Annotated in this window: 16 protein-coding genes; 15 read left to right on the top strand and 1 reads right to left on the bottom strand. The window is 37.0% G+C overall.

The features are described 5' to 3' along the window. The first annotated feature begins 8 nt into the window (after positions 1 to 8). The 6 genes from CSE16_RS17975 (at position 9) to CSE16_RS17950 (ending at position 7,883) form a co-directional block, all read left to right on the top strand. On the top strand, positions 9 to 437 hold the full coding sequence (locus CSE16_RS17975; protein ID WP_099425159.1) for a hypothetical protein: 429 nt from the start codon (positions 9 to 11) through the stop codon (positions 435 to 437). Between the two features lie 13 nt (positions 438 to 450). Then, complete coding sequence (locus CSE16_RS17970; protein WP_099425158.1) at positions 451 to 1,224, top strand: ABC transporter ATP-binding protein; 774 nt, start codon at positions 451 to 453, stop codon at positions 1,222 to 1,224. Next, on the top strand, positions 1,196 to 3,130 hold the full coding sequence (locus CSE16_RS17965) for an FtsX-like permease family protein (RefSeq protein WP_099425157.1): 1,935 nt from the start codon (positions 1,196 to 1,198) through the stop codon (positions 3,128 to 3,130). The genes CSE16_RS17970 and CSE16_RS17965 overlap by 29 nt, the downstream gene beginning before the upstream one ends. Positions 3,131 to 3,279: 149 nt before the next feature. Then, positions 3,280 to 4,827, top strand: a complete 1,548-nt coding sequence (locus CSE16_RS17960; protein WP_099425156.1) for a fatty acid--CoA ligase family protein — start codon at positions 3,280 to 3,282, stop codon at positions 4,825 to 4,827. 186 nt (positions 4,828 to 5,013) lie between these two features. After that, entirely contained in the window at positions 5,014 to 6,987 is a 1,974-nt protein-coding gene (locus CSE16_RS17955) for a S9 family peptidase (protein ID WP_099425155.1), read from the top strand. A 251-nt stretch (positions 6,988 to 7,238) separates the two neighbouring features. Further along, positions 7,239 to 7,883, top strand: coding sequence for a VTT domain-containing protein (locus CSE16_RS17950; RefSeq protein ID WP_099425154.1), 645 nt, complete (start codon positions 7,239 to 7,241; stop codon positions 7,881 to 7,883). A 253-nt stretch (positions 7,884 to 8,136) separates the two neighbouring features. Here CSE16_RS17950 and CSE16_RS17945 read toward each other — a convergent pair whose 3' ends face one another. Continuing rightward, positions 8,137 to 8,913 (bottom strand): enoyl-CoA hydratase-related protein, encoded by a 777-nt coding sequence (locus tag CSE16_RS17945; RefSeq protein WP_099425153.1) that lies wholly within the window; start codon positions 8,911 to 8,913, stop codon positions 8,137 to 8,139. Positions 8,914 to 9,061: 148 nt separating this feature from the next. Here CSE16_RS17945 and CSE16_RS17940 point away from each other — a divergent pair, with 148 nt between their 5' ends. The 9 genes from CSE16_RS17940 to hisG all read left to right on the top strand — a co-directional run bounded on the left by CSE16_RS17940 (position 9,062) and on the right by hisG (position 17,119). Continuing rightward, positions 9,062 to 10,303 carry an EAL and HDOD domain-containing protein gene (locus tag CSE16_RS17940; protein WP_099425152.1) on the top strand — a complete coding sequence of 414 codons (1,242 nt, stop codon included), beginning with the start codon at positions 9,062 to 9,064 and terminating at the stop codon, positions 10,301 to 10,303. A 146-nt stretch (positions 10,304 to 10,449) separates the two neighbouring features. Further along, on the top strand, positions 10,450 to 11,313 hold the full coding sequence (locus CSE16_RS17935) for a YitT family protein (RefSeq protein WP_099425151.1): 864 nt from the start codon (positions 10,450 to 10,452) through the stop codon (positions 11,311 to 11,313). Between the two features lie 51 nt (positions 11,314 to 11,364). Further along, positions 11,365 to 11,682, top strand: a complete 318-nt coding sequence (locus CSE16_RS17930; protein ID WP_099425150.1) for a c-type cytochrome — start codon at positions 11,365 to 11,367, stop codon at positions 11,680 to 11,682. Positions 11,683 to 11,816: 134 nt separating this feature from the next. Next, complete coding sequence (gene hprK / locus CSE16_RS17925) at positions 11,817 to 12,755, top strand: HPr(Ser) kinase/phosphatase (RefSeq protein WP_099425149.1); 939 nt, start codon at positions 11,817 to 11,819, stop codon at positions 12,753 to 12,755. Positions 12,756 to 12,953: 198 nt separating this feature from the next. Continuing rightward, positions 12,954 to 13,775: a prolipoprotein diacylglyceryl transferase gene (gene lgt / locus CSE16_RS17920; RefSeq protein WP_099425148.1), complete on the top strand. Its 822-nt coding sequence runs from the start codon at positions 12,954 to 12,956 to the stop codon at positions 13,773 to 13,775. Positions 13,776 to 13,834: 59 nt separating this feature from the next. After that, positions 13,835 to 14,476, top strand: coding sequence for a pyrophosphatase PpaX (gene ppaX / locus CSE16_RS17915; RefSeq protein ID WP_099425147.1), 642 nt, complete (start codon positions 13,835 to 13,837; stop codon positions 14,474 to 14,476). A gap of 2 nt (positions 14,477 to 14,478) precedes the next feature. Then, the gene (locus CSE16_RS17910) at positions 14,479 to 15,015 is read left to right on the top strand and encodes an acyltransferase (protein WP_099425146.1); all 537 of its coding nucleotides are present in this window, start codon (positions 14,479 to 14,481) and stop codon (positions 15,013 to 15,015) included. A 317-nt stretch (positions 15,016 to 15,332) separates the two neighbouring features. After that, positions 15,333 to 16,499 carry an ATP phosphoribosyltransferase regulatory subunit gene (locus CSE16_RS17905; protein ID WP_099425145.1) on the top strand — a complete coding sequence of 389 codons (1,167 nt, stop codon included), beginning with the start codon at positions 15,333 to 15,335 and terminating at the stop codon, positions 16,497 to 16,499. Next, positions 16,496 to 17,119 carry an ATP phosphoribosyltransferase gene (hisG, locus tag CSE16_RS17900; protein ID WP_099425144.1) on the top strand — a complete coding sequence of 208 codons (624 nt, stop codon included), beginning with the start codon at positions 16,496 to 16,498 and terminating at the stop codon, positions 17,117 to 17,119. Before CSE16_RS17905 ends, hisG begins: the two co-directional genes overlap by 4 nt. Positions 17,120 to 17,124: the final 5 nt, after the last annotated feature.

The following is a 17,124-nucleotide window of genomic DNA, read 5'->3' as shown; positions in this document are numbered from 1 at the left end:
GAAAAGCTATGCAAGGAATTGAAATCAAAAATTGGGTATTAGCGGTTGACGTTGAAAAGACAAAAATGGCATATGAATTTAATAGCTTTCGATGCATGAGCGAAAAATGCCGTAATTTTGTAGCAGCGTGCGGCCACAGTATGGAAGATGTCGTGCTACAATTTGCGGGACAGCTCGGCATTGATTTATCCAAACCAAGTCAGTTAGACAGTCATCTAGTAAATGATAATTCAGCGATTATGTATTGTGGGAAATATCATGTATTAGGAGAAATCAAAATAGGGGAAATGGATGCCTGGGATATTGTGCTGGGAGAACATTGTTTTTCATTGACTGAAGAATTGGAAATGGTGCCAATAACGATGGATGGACCGATAATTGAAATAAGCTTTGAAGTGGTATTGCCCTGGGTACTTACAAACACGAATACACTATAATCGAGGGATGCAAATGTCAATTTTACAAATTAATGAAGTGACGAAAGTGTATGAAGGAAAAGTAACGAAGCGTGCACTCAACCAACTAAGTTTTGAAGTTGAAAAAGGTGAATTTGTCGCAATTATGGGACCATCGGGTAGTGGCAAAACAACATTGCTTAACATGATTTCTATGGTGGATATGCCCACGTCAGGCGAAATTATTTTTGATGGATTGAAACCACAAACGTTTAATAGTGAACAGCTTGCCTATTTTCGTCGCCGGCAGCTTGGTTTTGTCTTTCAAGATTTTAATCTATTGCCGATGCTTTCTGTGGAAGAAAATATCATTTTGCCATTAACACTTGATGAGCAGCCCATTGCAGTGATGGAGGAGCGCTTGCAACGTTTAAGTGAAAAATTGGATTTAAAAGCGATATTGCAAAAACGACCAAATGAAATTTCAGGTGGTCAGGCACAACGAACGGCAATTGCAAGGGCACTAATTCATGAGCCAATGATTATTTTAGCAGATGAGCCGACGGGAAATTTAGATTCAAATGCATCGCGCGAAGTTTTACAGTTGCTAGGAAAAGTAAATAAGGAAAATGAAGCAACTATTTTGATGGTGACACATGACCCGATTGCAGCGAGTTTTTGCGACCGCGTGTTATTTATTAAAGATGGCGAATTTTTCAATGAAATTTATAAAGATGATCGCCAACAAACATTTTTCCAACGGATTTTGAATGTACTGAGTTTATTAGGAGGACACGTCGGTGACTTTTCTTCAATTCGCTTACCGTAACGTTTTCCGTAATTTCCGTAATTACGCGGCATTTTTTATGGCGAGTTTCTTTTCTGTTTTTGTTTTTTTCATTTATTCCATGATTATGTTTCATCCGGAAATTGAAAGAGGTTTTTTAGGGGAAGTTTCCATAGCAGGAATGGTGTTTGCAGAAGTCATATTAGTGTTGTTTTCATGGTTTTTTATTTTCTTCTCGATGCGTGCATTTTTAGAGGCACGTGCAAAGGAATTTGCGATTTTTTTGCATTTAGGCATGAATCGCAATCAGCTGAGTAAATTAATTTTCATTGAAACGATGACGATCGGTATCCTTTCAAGTATTTCAGGGATTCTTTTTGGTTTCGCATTTTCGAAATTCTTTTTCATGATTGTGCGTGAAATATTAAACTTGTCTGAATTGCCATTGTATCTTTCGTGGGAACCGTTTGTGTTAACGTTATTTGTTTATTTAAGTGCATTCACAGTCATTTCAGTCATTAGTATTGTATTCACGCCGAATATTAAAATTATTGATGTGTTAAAAGGACCTAAAAATGACGATTTTTCGGATTCCTATTCAAAAAAACACGCATTATTAGGCGTGTTACTTATTCTGCTTGGCTATTTTTTAGCATTAAATACAACAAAATCATCCATTTTTAGTTACACACTGCTCGTACCAGTTTTTGTAACGGTCGGGACGTATTATTTCTTTACGGATACAACGCTTTACATTATCGATAGCATTAAAAGACGCAAGCAATATTATTGGAAAAAGTCACGGATGCTGGCGATTGCAGAGCAAGTACAACTTGTACGGGGAAATTCACGAATGTTCTTTATCGTGACGCTCGTATCAACAATGGCCTTTTTGACAGTCGGTATACTTTCGGCAATGTCTTCTTACACTTCACAGTACGATAAAATAAATCCACTTGCAATGGTTTATAAAGGGGAAATGGACAATCCGTATGAAGAAGGTCATATTTTATCGTTAATTGAGAGCCTTGAGGAAAATGGCATTAGCTATCAAATGACGAGATTTTCAGTAAAGAGACAAACCTCCTCTTTCACATCAAATCCCGTCGAAGTTTTCCGAGAAACGGATATTAATCACCTATTGTTTTCGTACAAGTATCCGCTCGTCAGCTTAAAAAGCGGAGAAGCGATGTTTATTCCTTATTCAGAAGACTCGATAAAATACTTAAAAAATAAAGTTGTTGAAACAAAGTTGATGGAAAATAATGTAGGATTAACGATTAATAGCGTGTATCCTAAAATGTTTTTCCCTACGGCCATTATTAGCAGCAATTCAATTATTATTAGTGATGAGGATTTTGAATTGTTAACAAAACCGTTTGCTTATTCACCAACTGTTGAACCTGGGTATCATCTTTTTGCTTTTGATATTCCGAAATGGATGGAAACAAAAGAAATTGGTGTAGGCATTCATCAAATGGTCGCGAGAGAATACGTATTAAGTGATGTGTATTCACTCCCATTTTATTATGAAAATATAGGATTAAATTATTCTTATATATTGGCAACATACTCTTTATTTACGCTTGTAGGAATTCTCGTTGTTGCTGTTTTTTTACTTGCTTCAGGAAGCTTTGTGTATTTCAAACTATATGCAAACTTAGATTACAAGAAGAAACAATTTGAAATGTTAAAGCGGATTGGTTTAACGGATCGTGAAATGAAAAAGTTAGTTAACCGTTTTTTAAGCATTCAATTTTTCCTTCCATGGGGGCTAGCTCTTCTGCATAGTGCCTTTGCTTTCCTTGTAATCCAAACGGTATTACATGATGTTATGAACCTTTCCATCGTAAAAGAAGGAGTAATTTCCATTTCATTGATTGCGTGTATTCAAATTGTCTATTTCTTTTTAATACGTTGGCGCTATATTTCACATATCCGATCATAACGAGAAAAGTGCAGGAAGTAGATAAAAGTGTTTATTTTTAATGGGTTAATGTAACGAACGAGGAAATGGTGTTGTTTTATTAATATACTTATTTTATAATGTTAATTAAGTGAATAGTTATTCATTTTACGCAAAAGGGGATGGGTGTATTGAATTTAGTTGAAAAAATTAGACAACAGGCTCTCGAACAACCAGAAAAAACAGCGTATTATTTTTTAGGACAAGGCACTTCTTATGGTGAATTTGAGCAAACGATTGCTCGATTTGCCGCGGCCTTACAAGATTTAGGCGTACAAAAAGGTGATCATATTGCATTTTTACTGGGCAATACACCGCATTATTTAGTTTCGCTCTATGCAACGATGCGAATTGGTGCGACGGCGATACCAATTAATCCAATTTACACGCCGGACGAAATTTCATACATTATTAAAAATGGTGATGTAAAAGTTGTGATTGCGCTAGATATGTTATTACCACTTGTGGAAGCAGGGGTGCAAGGATTCCCACAGGTGACAAACTATATCGTATGTGAAACAACGCCAGATGTAGCAGAGAAATATGCTGCCTTAAGTGATGCAGCAAAGGCAAAAACAAAATTATTTACACAAGTTCTTGCAACGACGTTTGATACGGTGGAACCAGTAGCCGTTGAACCGGATGATACAGCGATTATTTTATACACTTCTGGTACGACGGGTCACCCAAAAGGTGCGATGCTCACACACGAAAATATATATTCGAATGCACGTGATGTTGGCGAATATTTAAAAATGACGTCGGATGATCGCGTCGTTACAACGTTGCCAGTATTTCATGTGTTTGCATTAACGGTTGTAGTAAATGCGCCCTTAATGAAAGGTGCAACGTTATTACTTGCGCCGCGCTTTAGTCCAGCAGAAATTTTTGAACTGACAGCTGATTATAAAGCGACAATTTTTGCAGGCGTACCGACGATGTTCAATTTCTTATATCAATATGATGGTGATGTAAATGCTTTTTCAAGTGTACGTTTAGCTATTTCAGGAGGCGCTTCATTACCAGTGTCATTGCTTCATAATTTTGAAAAGAAATTTAATGTTCGAGTGTCTGAAGGATACGGTTTATCAGAAGCATCACCAGTTACATGCTTTAATCCAACTGATCGCGAGCGAAAAGCAGGGTCGATTGGGACGTCTATTTTAAATGTTGAAAATAAAATTGTTGACGAAAATGGTGAAGAAGTTTCAGTTGGTGAAGTAGGGGAATTGATCGTCCGTGGAGCGAATGTGATGAAGGGCTATTATAAAATGCCTGAAGAAACAGCCGCAGCCATTCGCAATGGATGGCTGTATACAGGCGATTTAGCGAGACGTGATGAGGAGGATTATTTCTATATTGTTGATCGTAAAAAAGATATGATTATTGTCGGTGGTTATAATGTTTATCCACGAGAAGTTGAGGAAGTACTCTATTCGCATCCAGGTATTGTTGAAGCGGCCGTAGTTGGATACCCGGATGCCAATTTTGGTGAAGCTGTACATGCATACGTTGTTTTGAAAAATCCAGAAACAAAAGTGGAGGATATTTTAGAATACTGTGCAAATCATATCGCAAAATATAAAATTCCAACAGTTATCGAAATTATCGAAGAGCTCCCAAAAAATACAACGGGAAAAATTTTGCGCCGTTCATTAAAAGAAATAGTAAAACAATAAAGATTGCCGCAACCCACCATTTGAACTTTTGGACAATGGTGGGTTTTTAATTGTTAAACATACCTTAAAGATTCTAAAGTTATATTTTTGTAATAGTATGAAAATATAAAATAATCATTTCAATAACAAATGTTTAATGGTAAAATGTTTATTACGAAATCCGAAATAATTAAGGGGTGTTTGAGTATGAAAACGTGTTTAACAAAGGAACATTTATATCAAATTCAATCTATTACGAATCCAGTTTTAGCACCAAATGAGCAAGAAGCGGTATTTGTTCGCACGCAAATAAATGAACAAGAGAATAATTACAATGCCCATTTATTCCATATCGATTTAGCATCAAGAGAGATAGTACAGTGGACATTCGGCAATGAAGTGATTGCAGCCCCTGCTTGGTCTCCAGACGGCAAAAAAATTGCCTTCTTATCGAATCGCAATGAAAAAAATCAATTATTTATAATGCATCGTCAAGGTGGCGAGGCACAGGCAATTACAACACTACCAAATGGTATTCAAGACTTTTTATGGAGCCCTTGTGGGGAAAAAATTTGGATTGCTAGTTCAGTAAAAAAAGGTCTTACAATAATGCAAGAAGAGGAAAAAGATGAAAAAAAACTTCTGAAGCCTTACGCAGTAGATAAGTTGAAATATAAAGCGGATAGCGTCGGATTATTACCGCAAGATCGTTTTACGCAAATTGCAGCTGTTAATGTTACGACGAAGGAAATTACATCAATTACCGCAGGGGATTATTCTCATTCAATTCAAGGCATTTCGCAGGATGGTCAATGGTTAGTCATCAGTGTGAATCGTGCTGAAAATACAGATGATGTATTCCGTACACCGCTTTATTTGATGAACGTTGAAACAAAAGAGGAAAAAGTGCTTGTAGATGCAGATGGAAATTATGGTGGCGCTGAGTTTTCAATGGATGATCGCTATATTGCGTATAGAGGGGCAGACCAAGCTTTCTTAAATGCTACTCATGGGCATATTTATGTATATGATCGTGAAACGGGTTTGACACAAAAGCTAACAGAAAGCTTTGATGCACCAGTTGGCGATTATTCAGTTGCCGATACGCAACAAAATGTGGATGCGCCAGCTGTTAAGTGGACTGAAAATAATGATTTGTATTTCCAAGTATCAATTAGTGGTGATGTCCGTCTTTATTATGCAACATTAGACGGAGCTATTTATCCAGCTTCACCAGAAAATGAGCATATTCATGGCTATGCGATTTTTAAAAATGGCAATCGCGCGTTAATAACTGCCTCTAATGCTACGTTCCCAGGTGAGCTATTTGATTTTGATATAACGACAGGCGAGCGGAAGCAGTTAACGAGATTTAATGAAGCCTTTTTAAATGATGTCCAGCTCGCAACCCCAGAAGCTATTTCGTATGAATCAAAAGATGGCACAATCATTCATGGGTGGATGATGAAACCAGCACAATTTGAGGAAGGCACCAAATATCCATTAATTGTTGAAGTTCATGGTGGACCACATACTTTATACGCGAATACATTTTTCCACGAGCTGCAATTATTAGCTGCACAAGGCTATGGTGTACTGTATGTAAACCCTCGAGGTAGTCACGGTTATAGCCAGGCATTTGTTGATGCAGTGCGCGGTGATTATGGTGGCGGAGATTATGAAGATATTATGGCGGGTGTCGATTACGCATTAGCCAATTATTCATGGGTAGATGACAGCCGACTTGGTGTAACGGGTGGTAGCTATGGTGGTTTTATGACGAACTGGATTGTAGGACATACAAATCGATTTAAAGCAGCCGTAACTCAGCGCTCAATTTCAAACTGGATCAGCTTCAATGGTGTATCAGATATTGGCTATTACTTTACAGAGTGGCAAATGCAAGCGGATATGAATGATGTGGAAAAGCTATGGAAGCATTCACCATTAAAATATGCCGCGCAAGTCGAAACACCATTACTTATTTTGCATAGTGAACGTGATTTCCGTTGTCCAATCGAACAGGCAGAGCAATTTTACATTACATTAAAGCGAATGGGGAAAGACGTAGAATTTGTCCGTTTCCCAGAAAGTGACCACAACCTTTCACGAACAGGCACGCCAAACTTACGCCTGGAACGCTTAGAACAAATTATAGGCTGGTTTAAGCGGTATTTATAAGGTTATAAATAGGTGATGTGAAAATTTGAATATAATGCAATTTAGTTGGAGTTGTGCCCGCGGAAAGCGTCCGGACTGAAATGGGAATAAATCCTACGTTTCAGTAACGAACTATACTTTTTATATAAACACATGCAACTAGTAGGCAATAAATTCGTCTTAACTATTGAAATAATGCTGGAATTTTGTCCATCATGAATATGAGTATGTTAAAATGGTAAAGAAAATTTAAGCTGAAAGTGAGAAGTAAGATGTCAATAATTTATGGTTTGATTGATTTTATTTTAAATATTGATGAGCATTTAGTTGAGATTATTCAACAGTTTGGTAATTGGTCTTATGGGATATTATTTGGGATTGTGTTTGTAGAAACGGGTATTGTTATAATGCCGTTTTTACCAGGTGACTCTCTCTTATTCGCAAGTGGTACAATGGCGGCTTTAGGTGCATTTAATTTAACGACGTTATTAATTGTATTTTTTATGGCTGCAGTCATTGGGGATACTGTCAATTATCACATTGGTAAAAAAGTCGGGACCTCGATTCCTGAGAAAAGTTTTATCGGGCGATTTATTAATCGTGAACGCATGGAAATTGCACAAAATTTCTTTAATAAACACGGTGGTAAAACGATAGTAATTGCTCGTTTCATGCCATTCATCCGCACATTTATTCCATTCATAGCAGGTGCGAGCCGCATGAATTATAAATATTTCATTTTATATAATGTGCTAGGTGCATTTTTATGGGTAATGAGCTGTACTTTATTAGGCTATTTCTTTGGAAATATCCCGATTATTAAGGACAATTTCTCAACGGTTTTAATTTTAATTATCGTTATTTCAGTATTGCCAGCCATTATTGGAGCATTCCGTGCGAGAACGAAAAAAAACTAAGTAAAAATTTACTTAGTTTCACTTGTTTCAGCAGAATTCCCCTACATCTATAAGTGGGCGATGAATGCTAAATATTCAATTTTATTCAGTGGGGCCAAACCCTGGCTGAATCAAGTGAATGCCCCGGCGGATGTCACAGATTTTTAAGGGTGCTTTTTGAGCGAGCTCGAAAAAAATCTGGACGCAATTACGCCTTGACGTAATTGATCTAGTGACTTAACAACACATGAAAAAAGTGTTGTTAAGTCACTTTTTATTTTCCTTTAAATTGAGGAGCGCGCTTTTCTGAAAAGGCATTTAATGCTTCAATTCTGTCCTCAGTGGGAATAGTAAGTTCATAGGCTTTACGTTCAATTTGCAGTCCTGTTTGGATATCTGTTTTTATCCCTTGTCTTATTGCAAATTTTGCCTGTTGTATCGCGATTGGAGCATTGCGTAAGATGGAATTCGCAAAGTCAGCTGTTACATCATGTAAGTTCTCTGCTGGTACGACTTTTGTTAGAATACCGTAGTTGAATGCTTCACGTGCATTCATTCTTGCCGCTGTCAAAATAAGCTCCATCGCCTTCGCTTCACCTATGAGACGGGGTAAACGCTGCGTGCCACCAGCACCTGGAATAATGCCAAGGCTCGTTTCGGTTAAGCCTAATGTAATATGATCTGCAGCAATACGGAAATCACAAGCTAGTGCAAGCTCCATTCCTCCACCAAATGCATAGCCATTTAAAACACAAATCGTTGGTTGAGGTAATTGTTCAATTAAAGAAAATACTTCCCCGAAGCGATTTAAATTTCGTTTTACTAATTCATCAGGAAGAGTTTTGCGTTCTTTTAAATCTGCCCCAACAGAAAAGGCCTTTTCACCAGCACCCGTAATGATGACAAGTCGAATATGTGGGTGGATTTGGATTGATTCAATGACCTTTCTCAACTCATCAAGCATTTCGAAATTAAAGGCATTTAGCATCGCAGGGCGGTTTAACGTAATATATGCAACAGACTCTTTTTGCTCGTATTGAATAATATTCACAATTATTACCTCCATATTTTTCTTTTTATTATTAGTATAGTACAATGTTATCAGATGAAATGACAATACTTTGAATATAGGATTTTACTAGTAAAAAAGACTATTTTATTGTGATATACAAATTTATGTTATGAAGTGAGGAAATGATATGGGAGTATTTATTGGAAGACAACCAATTTTTAATGCTCAAGAGCAAGTGGTAGCATATGAGTTGTTATATAGAAATAGTGAAAAAAATTCATTTCCAATGGTCGATCCGGATACAGCAACCGTGGATGTTTTAGTGAACTCATTTTTATCGATTGGGATAGATGAAGTGACAAAAGGCAAGCCCTCATTTGTAAATTTCACAAAAAATTTATTGATGGATACAACGCTTGATTACATAAATCCTTCTCGAGTAGTAATTGAAGTATTGGAAGATGTTCCTATTACGGAAGAATTAGTTCAGCGCATCATTGAATTGCGAAAACGAGGCTTTAAAGTAGCGCTCGATGATTTCGTTATGAATGAAAATGTTCATATTTATAACGAACTATTTGCAAACATTGATTATATAAAAATTGATTTTATATTAACACCATTAGCGAAACGAATGGAAATAGAAAATAATATTAAAACGCATTTCCCATCTATCCAATTATTAGCGGAAAAAGTAGAAACACGCAATGAATATGAAGTGGCAAAACATTCGGGCTATGTTTTATTTCAAGGGTACTTTTTTGAACAGCCACAAGTTATTAAATCGACGGAGATTCCCGCTAATACTCTCCAATATTTCCAAATTATTTCTCTTTTGAGGGATGAAGAGCCGAATATGGATGTATTGGCAGAAAATATTGAGCGTGAAATTTCATTAACTTATAGGTTATTGCAGCTTATTAATAATTCATCAAAACGAACAAAATCAAAAGTTCGCTCTATTAAACAAGCGATTTTGCTATTGGGATTAACAGAACTACGAAAATGGATTTATTTATTAGCTATGCGTGAAATTAATGTAAATATCAAGGATGATGTATTTATTGAGTTAATGCGTGCTTCATTATTTAGAGCAAAAGTATGTGAAAAAATTGCTCGAGTAAATTATAAAGATAACTTCTCAGAGTATTTTTTAATCGGTTTATTTTCATTAATTGATTCGCTATTAAAACGTCCTATGAATAGCGTGTTGAGACAATTACCATTATCAGAAAATATTGTGGAAACAATTAGCGGCGTCGATACAGAAATGCAACCATACTTACAATTTAGTATTGCCCTAAGTAAGCTAGATTGGCCTCGAATCAATGAACTTGCAGAAAAATTAAACATTCCAAGTGAATCCATTCTCCCGATTTATAAAGAAGTAAAAGATTGGGTGGCCGATGCTATTGTATTTAATCCATAAAGCGAGATAGAGAAAGAAGTGACGAACTAAAATCCAATTAGTTGGAAAATCAGATGTAGCTTTTACCTACTTCATCTTAATAAAGTTCTCATTAAGGCAGGAATTTGCTATAATTCTAAGGGATTTGCTGAGAAGTGAGGATATGTATGACAGAATCAAAAGTTAGTTCGCAAAGTTCAAATAAAAATACAGTTTTAGAATATTTATTTGTACTTATTGGTGCTGCTATCATTGCACTTGGATTTAATGTGTTTTTATTTCCAAATCAAGTAGCATCCGGTGGAGTTAGTGGAATTAGTACGATTTTGAATGGTCTATTTGGCTGGAACGCCGGGATTATCCAATATGCATTTAATATTCCATTATTTATTGCTGGAGTACTGATTTTAGGGAAAAAATTTGGTTTGAAATCGTTAGTAGGGACGTTGGCATTGCCTCTTTTTGTAATTATTACAGGTAATTGGGAAGCGTGGACACTCAACCCTTTACTCGGTGCTATTTTTGGTGGCATTGTTGTAGGTTTAGGAATTGGACTCGTATTTAAAGGAAATGCATCAACAGGTGGAACGGATTTACTTGCTCAAATTATTACAAAGTTCACGGGATTAACGTTAGGGACAAGTGTTTTATTCATTGATGGGGTTGTTGCAGTGAGCGCCGCAATCGTGTTTGATTTAGAAAAGGGATTATATGCACTCATCGGTTTATATGTAACAACAAAAACAATCGATATCGTTCAATTAGGCTTTAGCCAATCGAAAATGGTCTACATCATTACGAATTATGAAAAAGAAGTTCGAGACGCAATTTATGAAGAAATTAATCGAGGTATTACGAAAATCCCGGCAATTGGAGGATATACAGGCGAAGCTCGTCCTGTATTAATGGTGGTCGTCTATCAAACAGAGTTCACAAAGCTGAAACAAGTGCTGAAAAACGTTGATCCGAATGCGTTTGTAATCGTTTCGGATGCGTATGAAGTATTAGGTGAAGGTTTCAAAAGTGTATAAGTTTGGTATACTAGAAAATGAAATAATAATTCATTTTTGGAGGGGTTCAGAATGAAAAAAAGTTTACTTACATTAGTATTTGGTTCGGCGCTATTTTTAGCTGCATGTGGTGGGAATGATAAAGACTCATCTACTGGCGAAACTGCACAACCTACTGGTGAAAAAATTGTCATGCAAACTTGTGCTACTTGCCATGGTGGTAAATTGCAAGGTGCAGGTGCTCCAGCATTAGATAAATTAGGTGCAAAATATTCGGAGCAAGAGATTTTAGATATTATTAATAATGGTACTGATAAAGGAATGCCTCCTGGTTTACTCCAAGGTGCTGAAGCCGAAGCAGCAGCAAAATATTTAGCTGGATTAAAATAATACTAAAAAACGGTGGGGTACTTTTGTACTGCATCGTTTTTTATTTGGATATATAAGACAACTTTAATGTAGTAAATGATATAGACATGCTAAAATACTAACTAGATGCAAAGTAGATTGGAGCGTACCTATTTATGATTCAAGTAATTACAAAAGACGTTATGGAAAAGTTTAATTTGCAGCTTGTAAGTGGACAAGAAGGAATTGGACGATACATAACGATGGGTGATATTTCAAGACCTGGACTTGAGATGGCGGGTTACTTTACGCACTATCCTGCAAATCGTGTGCAGCTTTTAGGGAAGACGGAACTATCATTTTTTGAAATGTTACCAGCAGCTGAAAAAAAAGACCGTATGAAGCAACTTTGTTCGCACCAAACACCAGCAATCATTATTTCACGTGATATGAGCGTGCCTCAAGAATTAATTGACGCATCCAATGAAAATCATGTACCCGTTTTTATTACGCCGATAAATACGACAAGATTTTCAAGTCTCCTAACGAACTTTTTGGAAAGTAAGCTTGCACCAACTACGGCTATGCATGGTGTGCTTGTTGATGTATACGGAATTGGTGTATTAATTATCGGCAAGAGCGGTGTCGGGAAAAGTGAAACTGCGTTAGAGCTGATCAAAAAGGGGCATCGACTTGTAGCAGACGACAGTGTAGAAATTCGTCAGGAAGCAGAAAATATGCTCATTGGTAGCCCGCCCCCATTATTAGAGCATTTACTCGAAATTCGAGGCATTGGGATTATTGATATTATGACCCTGTTTGGTGCAAGTGCCATTCGCCCGTATAAAAGAATTACGCTTATTGTAGAATTAGAAAATTGGGATCCTGAGAAGTTTTATGATCGTCTAGGATTAGATGAAGAAAAAATGAAAATCATTGATACGGAAGTAACGAAATTAACCATTCCAGTACAGCCTGGTCGAAATGTTTCGGTAATTATTGAAGTAGCGGCAATGAATTATCGCCTGAAAAAAATGGGGGTGAATGCTGCCGAAGAATTTTCACGTCGATTAGATGATATGATTGCCGCAAATGATGAGATGGATGATTTCTAACTTGATTAACTGGGGTTCAGACCCCGGCTAAAATAGTGGAACTCTGGCTAAAAACGCCGCGTCGTGCGGCAACGCCTGAGTGACCAACATCGTGTTGGTCCAGAGCTTCCGGCGGATGTCACAGATTTTTTCGAGGTATAATTGATTCGAATTTATGCTGAGGTATAAATGAATTTGAAAAGTTGAAGGGAGAATATGATGGTCACACAATTATTAACGATTAACCCTGTTGCATTTCACTTAGGTCCAATACCGGTGAATTGGTACGGGATTCTTATTGGGGTAGGAATTGTCCTCGCTTATTTCCTTGCACAAAGAGAAGCGGTTCGTTTAGGACTGGACGATGAATTTATCGCAGACTTTTTAATTTGGGCAGTACCAATCGGCATTTTGTCGGCGCGTATTTATTATGTCGCAATGAAATGGGATTATTACGGTGCTAATCCAGGTCGTATTATCGAAATTTGGAATGGCGGTATTGCGATTCACGGTGCATTAATTGGTGCATTTATTACAGCTTATTTCTTTACAAAAAAACGGAAAGTAAGCTTTTTACGCTTAGCGGATATTGCCGCACCGAGTATTTTAATCGGTCAAATTATTGGGCGTTGGGGCAATTTTGTTAATCAAGAAGCATATGGTGGCCCCGTTACACGTGAGTTTTTAGAAAACCTTTTCCTACCGAATTGGGTTATTGAGCAAATGTATATTAAAAGTGAAAATACATATGTGCACCCCACTTTTTTATATGAATCGCTATGGAACTTAATTGGTTTTGTCATTTTGATTGTTTCACGTAAATTTAACTGGCGTCGCGGGGAAATGTTCTTCTTCTACTTAATTTGGTATTCATTTGGACGTTTTTTCATCGAAGGTTTACGTACAGATAGCTTATATTTAGTAGGCGATTTACGTTCGGCACAGGTCGTATCCATAATCGGTATTGCGGTTGGTATTATTGCGATTGTTTACCGTCGAATAAATGTTAAACCAGTAGTACGCTATTTAGATAAAAAATAACAATGGAAACCGTTTGCAATTTTGCAAGCGGTTTTTAAAAAGAAAAAAGGAGCAATTCGATGAAAACGAAAGCATTATTATTTGATTTTGATGGAACTTTACTCGACACAAATGACTTAATTATCCAAACATTTATGCAGATTTTTGACGAAAAATTTCCCGGGCAATATACGACACAAGACTGCTTAAAGTTCATCGGTCCGTCATTAAAGCAGACTTTTGACGAACTAACACCTGGTGAAACGGATGAAATGATTGCCAAATATAAAAAGTGGAATGCTGAGCATCACGATCAGCTTGTAAAAGGCTATGATGCTGTATTAGAAACGCTTGAACAATTACATGCTATGGGCATAAAATTAGCTATCGTTTCAACGAAAGGTAGTGAAGGATTAGCTCGTGGGATGAACGTGTTAGGGGCAGGTCATTTATTTGATGTTATTGTAGGATTAGATGATGTCACACATGTAAAGCCTCATCCAGAGCCGATATTACTTGCACTGAAAAAATTAGGTGTAACGAAGGAAGAAGCCATCATGATTGGCGACAATTCACATGATATTGAAGGCGGTAAAAATGCAGGGGTACGAACAGCAGGCGTATCTTGGGCAGCAAAAGGAGAAGCGTTTTTACAGCAATTTAATCCGGATTATATGCTCCATCATATGCGTGATTTATTAGCAATTGTGAAGGAGGTCTAATCATGAGAAGGACTGAGCGCTATCGAGTTCAAGGAGCGAATTCGCTTTGGAACATTTATAAAACAGTGTCCTTTTGGAAGGTGATGAAGTGCTTTATCATTATTCAAATTGGACGTTTCGTGCCTTTTTTGTTGATGAAAAATTGGCTATATCGTAGTTTTTTAGGGATGGGTATAGGTAAGCAAACATCTCTTGCGTTAATGGTCATGCCTGATACGATGTTCCCGGAACGTATTTCAGTCGGTGATAATACAGTTATCGGATTTAATACGACAATTTTAGCACATGAATATTTGATTGAGGAGTACCGTCTCGGCGATGTTGAAATCGGGAGCCGCGTCATGATTGGAGCAAATTCAACGATTTTACCTGGCGTGAAAATTGGAGATGATGCGATCATTTCTGCTGCAACGCTTGTGCATAAAGATGTTCCAGCTGGTAGCATGGTAGGTGGAAACCCAATGCGTATAATTTTCACAGCAGAGCAACAAGCAGAACGAAAAAAACAAGACCAACCAGTTTGGCATAATGAAAAATAGAATTTACTTAAAAAAGCAAAACCTTTTGACTGGTTTTGCTTTTTTATGTTCAGAATAGAAATTGTCTACTGCCCCGCAAGATAACTACATTTCCATTTAAACTAGGCGTACTTTTATAGGATTCAGTAATGTATAATATATCAGAAGATTAAAATAATTAAAATTTTGTGAATACGTTGACTATATGCGAAACTAACAGTAAAATACTTTCATACACTAGTGATTTAACACTCTAATATAGTAAAGTGTATTTGATGGGTTTTTATACCAATTCGTTGGTTTTTGAAGTAAAAGATAAAAGTTTAGGATGTGTCAAAATGTCATCGATAAAAAAGTTTGAAAAACCACTTGGGATGCGCGATACATTTCCCGAAATATATGAAAAATTAGAACTGATTCGTACTACAGGACGTAATCTTTTGAAAGCGCGCGGATACGAATTTATAAAAACGCCAACTGTCGAATATTTCGATACAGTAGGAAAAGCGTCGGCGATTTCCGATGCAACATTATTCAAACTAGTTGATAGTCAGGGCAATACACTCGTCCTGCGCCCAGATATGACAACACCAATTGCACGTGTTACGACTTCGAAATTATTAAAGGAAAAAATTCCACAACGTTTAGCTTATTTTGCAAACGTATTCCGAGCGCAACAGCAAGAAGGTGGACGCCCAGCAGAGTTTGATCAAATGGGTATTGAGTTAATCGGGGATCAGTCGGTCTATGCAGATGCTGAAGTAATTATGACGGCCATTGATTTAATTAAAGCATACGGAATCACTTCATTTAAAGTAACGATTGGGCATGCAGGCGTATTAAGCTGCATTTTACAAGATTATACTGAAAGTGCAAAACAAGCGGAGAGATTAAATGAATTGCTCGTTCAACGCAATTATGTAGGATTTGAAGAAGCCGTACTTGCTTTTGATTTACCGAAAACGAAATCGGATGCGTTGTTAGCCTACATTGAAGAAGCGATTAGTCTTCCATCTATGAAAATGATAGAGCGATATGTACGTAAAAACGACGCACTCGAATATATGCAAAATTTATTACGTATTTTAGAACAAGCAGGATATGAGCAGTACATTGCTTTTGATTTTACACTTTCCAGCCATATGAGCTATTACACTGGCATGTTATTTGAAATATTTGCAGCAGGTAGTGGATTCCCTCTAGGTAACGGCGGAAGATATGATGGACTGCTAGAACATTTCGGCTCAAATGTAGGTGCAACTGGTTTTGGGTTAAGAGTAGACCGACTTTACGAAGTGATGCCAAAAATCGAAGTAGAAAATAATCAAGTACTCGTTCTATTTGCCGTCGACCGATTTGCAGATGCACTTACGCAGGCGAATTTCTTACGTGAACAAGGAAAGCAAGTAACATTCCAAGCATATGAAGGAATTATCGACGTCGACGCATTAAAAATACAATTTGAAGTAGTGAATGAATTTCAAAGTAGGGGGAGTGGGAAATGACAGAGTTAACAATTGCAATGCCAAAAGGGCGAATTTTCGACGAAGCATATGAAATGTTAATTCAAGCAGGCTTTAACCTTCCAGAAGAAGTGGAAATGTCGCGCAAATTAATGATTGAAATACCCGAAGAAAAAATTCGATTTATTTTAGCAAAACCAATGGACGTACCCGTTTATGTGGAACATGGTGTGGCGGATATCGGTATTGCCGGTAAAGACGTATTACTGGAGCAACGTCGTACTGTGCATGAACTTTTAGATTTGAAAATTAGCGAATGTTACATCGCATCTGCAGGTTTACCAAATACGAAATTAAGTGAAATTGCTCCACGCATCGCAACGAAATATCCGAATATCGCAATGAAATATTATAAAGGGATTGGCGAGCAAGTAGAAATTATTGAACTGAATGGTTCAATTGAATTAGCACCGATGATTGGCTTAGCTGACCGCATTGTAGATATCGTTTCAACTGGTAGAACATTAATAGAAAACGGCCTAGTAGAGTATGAACAAATTGCAGAAGTTTCATCACGTTTAATCGCCAATCCAGTGAGCTACCGAATGAAAAGTGAGCGTATTCAAGATTTAGTAACGCGTTTAAAAAAATGTGTGAAATAAAAGGG

This window comes from Solibacillus sp. R5-41 (assembly GCF_002736105.1).
Classification (GTDB): domain Bacteria; phylum Bacillota; class Bacilli; order Bacillales_A; family Planococcaceae; genus Solibacillus.
This window is presented reverse-complemented; position numbering and strand designations above follow the sequence as displayed.